9 protein-coding genes are annotated in these 9,151 nt (G+C 72.2%); 4 read left to right on the forward strand and 5 right to left on the reverse strand.

The features are described from left to right. Positions 1 to 11 precede the first annotated feature (11 nt). Genes OVA26_RS14450 through OVA26_RS14460 form a run of 3 tightly spaced genes read left to right on the forward strand, consistent with a single transcriptional unit; the run spans position 12 to position 1,944 of the window. A complete protein-coding gene (locus OVA26_RS14450) occupies positions 12 to 1,235 on the forward strand; it encodes a molybdopterin molybdotransferase MoeA (RefSeq protein ID WP_268104575.1) in 1,224 nt (407 codons plus the stop codon). Beyond that, positions 1,232 to 1,711: a cyclic pyranopterin monophosphate synthase MoaC gene (gene moaC, locus OVA26_RS14455; protein WP_268104577.1), complete on the forward strand. Its 480-nt coding sequence runs from the start codon at positions 1,232 to 1,234 to the stop codon at positions 1,709 to 1,711. Before OVA26_RS14450 ends, moaC begins: the two co-directional genes overlap by 4 nt. Next, complete coding sequence (locus OVA26_RS14460) at positions 1,708 to 1,944, forward strand: MoaD/ThiS family protein (protein ID WP_268104578.1); 237 nt, start codon at positions 1,708 to 1,710, stop codon at positions 1,942 to 1,944. The genes moaC and OVA26_RS14460 overlap by 4 nt, the downstream gene beginning before the upstream one ends. A 35-nt stretch (positions 1,945 to 1,979) precedes the next feature. Here the strand turns inward: OVA26_RS14460 and OVA26_RS14465 are convergent, their stop codons facing one another. Genes OVA26_RS14465 through OVA26_RS14475 form a run of 3 tightly spaced genes read right to left on the reverse strand, consistent with a single transcriptional unit; the run spans position 1,980 to position 4,559 of the window. Continuing rightward, the gene (locus tag OVA26_RS14465; protein ID WP_268104579.1) at positions 1,980 to 2,408 is read right to left on the reverse strand and encodes a molybdenum cofactor biosynthesis protein MoaE; all 429 of its coding nucleotides are present in this window, start codon (positions 2,406 to 2,408) and stop codon (positions 1,980 to 1,982) included. Then, entirely contained in the window at positions 2,405 to 2,887 is a 483-nt protein-coding gene (locus OVA26_RS14470; protein WP_268104580.1) for a MogA/MoaB family molybdenum cofactor biosynthesis protein, read from the reverse strand. Before OVA26_RS14470 ends, OVA26_RS14465 begins: the two co-directional genes overlap by 4 nt. A gap of 58 nt (positions 2,888 to 2,945) precedes the next feature. After that, positions 2,946 to 4,559, reverse strand: a complete 1,614-nt coding sequence (locus tag OVA26_RS14475) for an SDR family oxidoreductase (protein WP_056230282.1) — start codon at positions 4,557 to 4,559, stop codon at positions 2,946 to 2,948. Positions 4,560 to 4,690: 131 nt separating this feature from the next. Between OVA26_RS14475 and OVA26_RS14480 the strand changes: the two genes are divergently transcribed. Further along, positions 4,691 to 6,172 carry an MFS transporter gene (locus OVA26_RS14480; RefSeq protein ID WP_268104581.1) on the forward strand — a complete coding sequence of 494 codons (1,482 nt, stop codon included), beginning with the start codon at positions 4,691 to 4,693 and terminating at the stop codon, positions 6,170 to 6,172. Positions 6,173 to 6,241: 69 nt separating this feature from the next. Here OVA26_RS14480 and OVA26_RS14485 read toward each other — a convergent pair whose 3' ends face one another. After that, entirely contained in the window at positions 6,242 to 8,260 is a 2,019-nt protein-coding gene (locus OVA26_RS14485; RefSeq protein ID WP_268104587.1) for a helicase HerA-like domain-containing protein, read from the reverse strand. A gap of 10 nt (positions 8,261 to 8,270) precedes the next feature. Further along, a complete protein-coding gene (locus tag OVA26_RS14490) occupies positions 8,271 to 8,969 on the reverse strand; it encodes a phosphatase PAP2 family protein (RefSeq protein WP_268104588.1) in 699 nt (232 codons plus the stop codon). Positions 8,970 to 9,151: the final 182 nt, after the last annotated feature.

A 9,151-nucleotide genomic window follows, 5' to 3' on the forward strand; every position in this document is an offset into this window, starting at 1 on the left:
CGGAGGCCCCGATGACCCCGCTGCTCACCGTCGAGGACCACCGCGCCCGCGTGCTCGACGCCGTCACGCTCCTGCCCGTCGGGACCGTGCGCCTCGCCGATGCGGCCGCCCGCACGCTCGCCGCCCCCGTGCGCACTGCTCACGACCTGCCCGGCTTCGACAACTCCTCGATGGACGGCTTCGCGGTTCACGTCGCCGACGTCGAGGGGGCGGATGCCGAGAACCCCGTGACCCTGCGCGTCGTCGCCGATCTGCCGGCCGGGTCGTCCGACGACCCGTCGTTCGGTGCCGGCGAGGCGGTGCGCATCATGACGGGTGCGCCCGTGCCCACCGACGCCGACGCGATCGTGCCGTTCGAAGACACCGCGGGAGGCCTCGCCGATTCGCTGGGCACCGTCGAGGTGCGGCGCGCGCCCGCGGCATCCGGAGCCTTCATCCGCCGCCGCGGCGGCGACACCCGCGCAGGCGAGGTCGTCCTGTCGGCCGGGGAGCGCCTGGGACCGTTCGCGCTGGCCGCGGCCGCCGCGGCAGGCGTCGCCGAGCTCGAGGTACACCGCCGCCCGCGGGTCGCCGTCGTGTCGACCGGCAGCGAACTGGTCGTCCCCGGGGTCGTCCCAGGGCGCGGTCAGACCCCCGACTCCAACTCGACGCTGCTGGCGGCCCTCGTCGCGGAGACGGGCGCGGAGGTCACGGTGACGTCGAGCCTGCAGGACGACGCGAACGCCATCCACGCCCTGCTCGATCACGCGGCCGACGTCGACGTCATCGTCTTCAGCGGGGGCGTGAGCGCCGGGGCCTACGAGCCCGTGCGCCAGGCTCTCGAGGGGCGCATCGCGTTCGAGAAGGTCGCGATGCAGCCCGGCAAGCCCCAGGCCTTCGGCGCGCTCGATGACGGCCGGCTCGTCTTCGGCCTGCCCGGCAACCCCGTGAGCGTCGCTGTGTCGTTCGAGGTGTTCGTGCGCCCCGCCCTCCTCGCCCTGCAGGGCCGCACCGTGATCGACCGGCGGATCGCCCGGCTCACGGCATCCGAGACCTGGACCACCTCGCCCGGCCGTCGCCAGTACCTCCCGGCGGCGATCGACCTCGTCGCCGGCACCGTGCGCCCCGCCACGGCGGGCGGATCGGGCTCGCACCTCGCCGCCTCCCTCGCGCGCGCCGAGGCCTTCGCGATCGTCCCCGCCGAGGTGTCCACCGTGTCGGTGGGCGACCCGCTCGATGTCATGCTGATTCCATGACCTTCACCCACCTGGATGCCGCGGGCCACGCCCGCATGGTCGACGTCACCCTCAAGCAGCCCACCGTCCGCACCGCCTCGGCGCGCGGCTTCGTGCGCTGCGCCCCCGAGGTGGTCGCCGCCCTCCGCGATGGCACGGCCCCCAAGGGCGACGTGCTCGCGGTGGCCCGGATCGCCGGCATCCAGGCCGCGAAGTCCACTCCCGCCCTCCTCCCGCTCGCGCACGTGATCGGAGTGCACCGCGCCTCGGTCGACCTCGAGATCACCGACGAGGGCGTCGAGATCGAAGCCACCGTCGGCACCGCCGACCGCACGGGCGTTGAGATGGAGGCCCTCACGAGCGTCTCGGTCTCGGCGCTGGCGATCGTCGACATGGTGAAGGGCATGGACAAGGGCACGGTCATCGAGAACGTGCGCATCGTGTCGAAGACCGGCGGTAAGTCGGGCGACTGGGTGCGTCCCGGAGAAGACGCATGAGCGTGCGCGTACGCTACTTCGCCGCCGCGGCGGAGGCGGCAGGAACGGATGCCGAGGACCGGGCCGAACCGTCTCTGAGGGCGCTGCGCGCAGCCGTCGTCGCCGACCACCCGGCTCTGGGCGAGATCCTGGATCGCTGCGCCGTGCTCGTCGACGGCACGCGCCACGACGACGATGCCCCACTCGCGGGGGTCACGCACGTCGACGTGCTCCCGCCCTTCGCCGGGGGCTGAGCACTGTCGGACCCCGGCTGCGTGGCCCGCGGCTCTTAGCCGCCCAGGCCCTTCCACTCCGTCGTGCCGTCGGCCTCGACCTGGCGCTTCCAGACGGGTAGGTCGGTCTTGATCGTCTCGATCACCGTGCGGCACACCTCGAACGCCTCGGCGCGGTGACCGGATGCCACGGCGATCACGACCGCCGCCTCGCCCACGCCCAGCCGGCCCACGCGGTGGCTGACCGCGACGATCGCGTCGGTGCCGGCGGCCGCACTTTCGGCGATGCGGTGCAGGGTCTGCTCGGCATCGGGGTGCGCGCTGTACTCGAGCGCCACGACGGCGCCCGAAGCGTCAGGGTCGATGTCGCGCACGCGCCCGACGAAGGTGGTGACCGCTCCCGACGACGAGTCCTCGACGGCGTCGAGGTGGGCGTCGAGGTCGAGGGGCGTCTCGGACAGGCGGGCGATGCGGACGGCGCTCATGAGTGGTCTCCTCCGGCGAGCTGGTCGAGCACGTGGGGCGCGAGCTCGGCGATGACGGCGATCCCGGATGCCACGGCACGGGTCGACCCCGGAAGGTTGACGATCAGGGTGCCCGGGTCGACGATGCCCGCGAGGCCGCGCGAGATGACGGCCATCGGCGTGTCCGCGAGCCCGCGGCGCCGCAGCTCTTCGGCGATGCCGGGGATCTCGCGGTCGAGCACGCGTGCCGTTCCCTCGGGCGTGCGGTCGGTGGGGGCGATGCCCGTGCCGCCGGTCGTGACGATGAGCCCCGTCCCCTCCGCGATCAACGCACGCAGGGCGGTCGCGACACTGTCGGCCCCGTCGGCGACCACGACCGCGTCGGCGCAGTCGAATCCCGCCTCGCGCAGCAACGACACGGCCAAGGGTCCCCCGCGGTCTTCGCGGAGGCCCGCTGCCGAGCGATCGGACACGGTCAGGACGCGAGCGTGATGGGGCACGCGGCTCAGCCTACGGGCGCGATCGATGGCGTGGGCCCGGTCTCGGGACGCGATCGGCCTAGGCCGAGGGAGCCGCGGTCGTCTCGACCTCGGCGATCTCGGGGGCGATGCGTCCGGCCTTCGCCTTCGGGGCGAGGTCGTCGCGCTGCACGTGTTCGGCGGCGGCGGTGATGCGCCGGGCCATGCCGCTGAAGATCAGCCCGTGGAAGGGCAGCACCGACAACCAGTAGAGCCGCCCGGCGAGCCCGGTCGGGAAGAAGAGGGCCCGCTGGTCGAACCGCGCACCGTCGCCCTCGGGCGTGGCCCGCAGCTCGAGCCACGCGCCTCCCGGCACCTTCATCTCGGCGCGCAGGCGCAGCAGGTGCCCCGGTTCGATCGCCTCGACGCGCCAAAAGTCCAGGGCGTCGCCCACGGTGACCACCGACCGGCTGCGACGGCCACGGGCGAGGCCCACCCCGCCGACCAGACGGTCCATCCAGCCGCGGATCGCCCAGAGCAGCGGCGAGGAATACCAGCCGTTCTCTCCGCCGATCCCCTCGATCACCGACCACAGTTGGGCGGCGCTCGCTTTCGTCGTCATGGTGCGGATGTCGGTGTAGACGAGTCGCCCCGCCCACTCGGGGTCGCTGGGCAGCGGATCGCTCGGGGCGCCCGACACCTCGGCGTCTTGCCAGCTGGTCTCGATCGCGTCGTCGTTCACGCGCCCCAGCGCTCGGCGCACGGCCTCGCGGTACGGCATGAGCCCGCCCTCGGGGCGGGGCACGAGGTCGTCGATGGCGCGGTCTTTGACCACGCAGTCGTTCTGCAGGGACTCCACGAGCGGCCGCGCGATGGACTTGGGGATCGGGGTGACCAGGTTGACCCAGTGCGAGGCGAGGCGGGGCGTGAGCACCGGCAGCGAGGCGATCGCGCGCTGGGGCAATCCGGCCTCCATCGCGTAGCCGTTCATCATCTGGCCGTAGCGCAGCACGTCGGGCCCGCCGATGTCGACCGCCCGGTTGACGTTGGGGGCCACGCGCGCCGCGCCGAGCAGGTAGTGCAGCACGTCGCGCACGGCGATCGGCTGGATGTGGTTGCGCACCCACTTGGGTGCGGGCATGTACGGCAGCACGTCGGTGAGGTGGCGCACCATCTCGAAGGACGCCGAGCCCGACCCGATGACGACGCCCGCCTGCAGCACGAGGGTCGGCACACCGCTGTGCAGGAGGATCTGTCCCACTTCGACGCGCGATCGCAGGTGCGCCGAGAGCGTGGCGTCATCGGGGTGCAGGCCCCCGAGGTACACGATGCGAGAGACGGATGCCGCGGACGCCGCGTCGGCGACGGTCTGGGCGGCCACGCGGTCGGTGGCCTCGAAGTCGCGGGCGCTGCCCATGGAGTGGATGAGGTAGTAGAGCACGTCGACGCCCTCGACCGCCGCACGGACGGCCTCGGCGTCAGTCGCATCCCCCGCGGCGGTCTCGACCTCGTCGCCCCAGGGGAAGGCCTCGACCCGTCGCGGATCGCGGGCGAGCACGCGCACCCGGTAGCCCGCCGACAGCAGGCGGGGAACGAGCCTGCCGCCCAGATAGCCGGTGGCGCCGAGCACCAGAGCCCTCGGAGCCGTCCCGTCGGAGCGGGGCTGGGCGACGAGCGCGGGTTCGCGGCCGGTGGGGGCGGAGAGCTCGGTCATGCCCGACACCGTACGCCGGACGTCCGACATCGCCGGGGGCTTGACGACCGCCCGAGACGCCTTATTAGCACGACCGCCCCGCGCATGCCCCGGACTGGAAACGAAACGCGGATCGGGGTAACGCTAGAAGGATGAACGAGAAATCCCCCTCGGCATCCGAAGCCCCCCGGCTCGAAGTCGACGACGTCATCGTCGTCGACAAGAAGCGCGTGCGCACCGCCATCGGCGGCACCGTCGTCGGCAACTTCATGGAATGGTTCGACTTCGGCATCTACGGCTACCTCGCCGTCACGCTCACCGCCGTCTTCGCCTCCGACCTGCCCGACCCGTGGGGCCTGCTCGTCACGCTGCTCGGCTTCGCGATCTCCTTCCTCGTCCGCCCCTTCGGCGGTTTCGTCCTCGGCCCCCTCGGCGACCGGATCGGTCGGCAGAAGGTGCTCTTCCTCACGATGGCGATGATGGCCTCGGCCACCGCGCTCATCGGCATCCTGCCCACCTCGGCGCAGATCGGGCTCTGGGCGATCGTCCCCCTCTACCTGCTGAAGATGGTCCAGGGCTTCTCCACCGGTGGGGAGTACGCCGGAGCGACCACCTACGTGTCGGAGTTCTCCCCCGACAAGCGGCGCGGCTTCTGGTCGTCGTGGCTCGACGTGGGCTCCTACGTCGGGTTCGCCGCCGGTGCCGGAGCGGTGGCCATCACCACGGCCATCGTCACGAACGTCTCGGGCCCCGACGCGATGACCGAGTACGGATGGCGCATCCCGTTCCTGCTCGCCATCCCCCTCGGCATCGTCGCGATCTGGTTCCGGCTGAAAATCCCCGAGACCCCCTCCTTCGAGCAGACGCACGCGGCCGAGGCCGAGAACGAGATCGATAAGGACGACCCGATGTCCCGCCAGGGCCTCGCCGGGATCGTGCGCCACCACTGGAAGTCCCTGCTCATCGCGATCGCCCTCGTCGCGGCGACCAACACCGCGGGATACGCCCTCACCAGCTACATGCCGGTCTACCTCGAGAAAGAAGTCGGCATCTCGAATGTGGGCTCGGCCGTCGCGACCATCCCCGTCCTTCTGCTGATGTCGGCCATGCTGCCGATCTTCGGCCGGCTCAGCGACCGGGTGGGCCGCAAACCCATCTACGTCGCGGCCGCCGGGTCCGCTCTGGTCCTGCTGATTCCGGCCTTTCTGATCATGCAGATCGGCGAGCTGTGGGCCGTCATGATCGCCCTGGTGCTCGCGGCGGTGCCGGTGGCCTTCTACGCGAGCATCGCGGCATCCACTCTGCCCGCGCTCTTCCCCACCGCCTCGCGCTTCGGGGCGATGGCGATCGCGTACAACGTGTCGGTGTCGTTGTTCGGCGGCACGACCCCGTTGTTCAGCCAGGCGCTGATCGACTGGACGGGCAACACGCTCATGCCGGCGTTCTACATCATGTTCTTCGCCGCGATGGGGCTGGTCGCGCTCCTGGCCATGCCCGAGACGGCCAAGCGCCCCCTGCTCGGTTCCGTGCCCACGGTTGAGACCCCGGCCGAGGCGAAGGCGCTCGTCGCCCGTCAGGACGACGATCCGCTGATCGACACGTCCACCATGCCCCTCGAGCTGAACCGGCCGTAACCGCCGACGACGAGAACGGGACGGGATGCCGGGTGATCGGCATCCCGTCCCGTTTTTGTCCTCCGGGATTCAGCGGCGTCGGCCGTTGCCGAACAGTCCGCGGATGACGCCGTTCACGATGCTCTTGGTCGCCCCGCGTCCGAGCAGACCGTCGAGGCCCGCGGTGGGGGCGCTCGTTCGGCTGCGCGGGGCGGCGGTCGACCTCAGGATGCGGTCGTACTCGCGTTGCGCCTTCTTCTGCGCCTCGGCGTTCGCCTTGTCGATCGCGGCCTTCTGCTTCGCGTACTCGGCGGCGTCGGCGGCCTCTTTCTTCGCGCGTTCAGCGGCAGCCTCGGCCTCGGCCGCCGCCTGCATGCGGGCGCCGAGGATCTCGCGCGCCGACTCACGGTCGATCGGGGCGCCGTAGGTGGAGAAGAGGGGGGATGCCGACACCGCCGCCGCCATGGCCTCGGCGGGGATGGGCGACATCGAAGCGCGCGGGGCGAAGATGCGCGTCCACGCCACGGGCGTGGGGGCTCCCCGTTCGCTCATGACCGTGATGATCGCCTCGCCGGTCCCGAGCTCCTGCAGCACGCGCTCGAGGTCGTATCCCGAATCCGGGTACGTGCGGACGGACGCGCGCAGCGCGGTGGCGTCGTCGGGGGTGAACGCGCGCAGGGCGTGCTGCACGCGCGAGCCGAGCTGGGCGAGCACGTCTCCGGGCACGTCCTTGGGCGTCTGCGTGACGAAGAACACGCCCACGCCCTTCGACCGGATCAACCGCACGGTCTGCGTGATCGCCTCGAGGAACGCCTTCGACGCGTCGCGGAACAGCAGGTGCGCCTCGTCGAAGAAGAACACGAGCTTGGGCTTGTTGACGTCGCCGACCTCCGGCAGCGCCTCGTAGAGCTCCGCGAGCAGGTACATGAGGAAGGTCGAGTACAGCTCGGGCCGCGCCGCCACGTTCGGCACCTCGAGCAGGCTCACGATGCCCGCCCCCGCGGCATCCGTCCGCAGGAACACCGAGACGTCGAGCTCGGGCTCACCGAAGAAGCTGTCGGCGCCCACGGCCGCGAACGCGACCAGCTCGCGCAGGATCACACCCGCGGTCGCCGCCGACAGCCCGCCGATCCCCTTGAGCTCGGCCTTGCCCTCGTCGCTCGTGAGGTAGGTGAGCACCGCGCGCAGGTCCGAGAGGTCGACGAGCGCCAGCCCCTTCTCGTCGGCGTAGTGGAAGACGAGACCCAGGCTGGACTCCTGCGTCGCGTTCAGCCCGAGCACGCGGCTGAGCAGCAGCGGACCGAACCCCGACACGGTCGCCCGCACCGGAATCCCCGAACCGACGTCGTCGCCGAGGGCGAAGAACTCGGTCGGGAACGACCGCGCCGACCAGTCCTGACCGAGGGCGGAGGTACGCGCGAGGAGCTTCTCGCTCGAGGTGCCCTCGGCCGCGAGACCCGACAGGTCGCCCTTGATGTCGGCGGCGAACACCGGGACCCCGTTCTCGGACAACTGCTCGGCGAGCAGTTGCAGCGTGCGCGTCTTGCCCGTGCCCGTCGCCCCGGCGACGAGCCCGTGCCGATTGGTCATCGCGAGGGGGATGCGGACGGGGACGGATGCCACCGGCCCGCCGTTCACGAGCACGCCCAGGTCGAGGGCGGCTCCGGTGGCGGCGTACCCCGCGGCGATCTTGTCGACCTGGGCGGCGGAGAGCGGGCCCTCGACGGGGGCTGCGGGGGTCGGGGCTTCGGTGGGGGTCGGGGCTTCGGTGGGGGCCGGGGCTTCGGTCGGGGCCGGGGCCGGGGGCTCGGCGGCGCTCACGGGTGCCGATGCGGGCGCGGCCGGGGCCGGGGCTGGGGCCGGGGCTGGGGCTGGGGCATCGCGCTCCTCCGGCGGCACGACCGGCGCGGGGCCGGGCGCCGCTCCCCCGGCCGCTCGAGCCCGCGCCGCCGCCGCGGTGGCCTCCGCCGCCGCGAGGTCGGCTCGCGCCCGCGCGAGTCGCAGTTCGGCCTCGGCCGCCTCCGCCTCGGCGCGCAGCCGCGCGACCTCAGCGTCGGCCGTCGTGGGCTCGTCGGAGGGTACGGAGGGCACGTCGCCGGGCTCGCTCATGCGCGACAGCCTACGACGCGGCCGCCGCCCTGGCATCCGCCTTGCGCGCCCGCCGCATCGCGAGACGGTCTTCGTCCCGCGCCCGAAGTCGCGAGAACGCCGCCGCCAGGATCAGCGCCGCACCCGCGCCGATCAGCGCGCCGCCCGCGGTGTCCGAGAGCCAGTGCGCGTGCAGGTACGTGCGGCTGAAGGCCATGAGCACGACCCAGGCGACACCGACGATCCGCACCCAGAGGCGCGGGAAGAGCACGGCCGCGACGACCGCGATCGTCGCCGCGTTCGCCGTATGCCCCGAGGGGAATGATCCGTAATCGCTGACGATCAGGATGTCCTCCGGCCGCGCGCGACCGAAGGTGTGCTTGACCACCTGCACGAGCAGGGCGCTTCCCACCGAGGCGGTCAGGAAATACAGGGCCGACCAGCGTCGACGCGACAGGTACAGCACCAGCGCACCGAGCACCGGCACGATCAGCACCGCGGTGAGATGGCCTCCGACGGCGTCCATCGCGATCGCGAAGACCAGCAGGGGCTGAGACGGCGTGGATGCGAACAGCTGGTTCCACCACACGTCGATCGCGAAGGGACTCGGCCCCCGGAAGAACACCCACGCGCCCAGCGCGCACGCGAGGGCGATGAGCACCACGCCCACCGTCGCGCGGAAGCGCTGCGGGCGCGTGTCGAGCACGTCGTCGATCGCGGAGGCGTCCATCGCCTCATGATGCCGTCTCCACGACGACGACGGAATGGGTGGACGCCGCGCGCGTCCCCCGGGGATGGCTCTGCTACTGTGTGCGCCGCGCGAGCCCGGCAACGGCCACCGCGTCGGCGCCATCCCGCTCTGCGGCGATCGCGATCCCTCCCGGCTCGCTGCTCGCGCTGGCCGGGCCGAGG

Source organism: Microbacterium sp. SL62 (genome assembly GCF_026672635.1).
In the GTDB taxonomy this organism is placed as follows: domain Bacteria; phylum Actinomycetota; class Actinomycetes; order Actinomycetales; family Microbacteriaceae; genus Microbacterium; species Microbacterium testaceum_A.

Coding starts and splice junctions, on each gene's coding strand:
- OVA26_RS14450 (WP_268104575.1), top strand. CDS start 12: ATGACCCCGCTGCTCACCGTCGAGGACCACCGCGCCCGCGTGCTCGAC.
- moaC (WP_268104577.1), top strand. CDS start 1,232: ATGACCTTCACCCACCTGGATGCCGCGGGCCACGCCCGCATGGTCGAC.
- OVA26_RS14460 (WP_268104578.1), top strand. CDS start 1,708: ATGAGCGTGCGCGTACGCTACTTCGCCGCCGCGGCGGAGGCGGCAGGA.
- OVA26_RS14465 (WP_268104579.1), bottom strand. CDS start 2,408: ATGAGCGCCGTCCGCATCGCCCGCCTGTCCGAGACGCCCCTCGACCTC.
- OVA26_RS14475 (WP_056230282.1), bottom strand. CDS start 4,559: ATGACCGAGCTCTCCGCCCCCACCGGCCGCGAACCCGCGCTCGTCGCC.
- OVA26_RS14480 (WP_268104581.1), top strand. CDS start 4,691: ATGAACGAGAAATCCCCCTCGGCATCCGAAGCCCCCCGGCTCGAAGTC.
- OVA26_RS14485 (WP_268104587.1), bottom strand. CDS start 8,260: ATGAGCGAGCCCGGCGACGTGCCCTCCGTACCCTCCGACGAGCCCACG.
- OVA26_RS14490 (WP_268104588.1), bottom strand. CDS start 8,969: ATGGACGCCTCCGCGATCGACGACGTGCTCGACACGCGCCCGCAGCGC.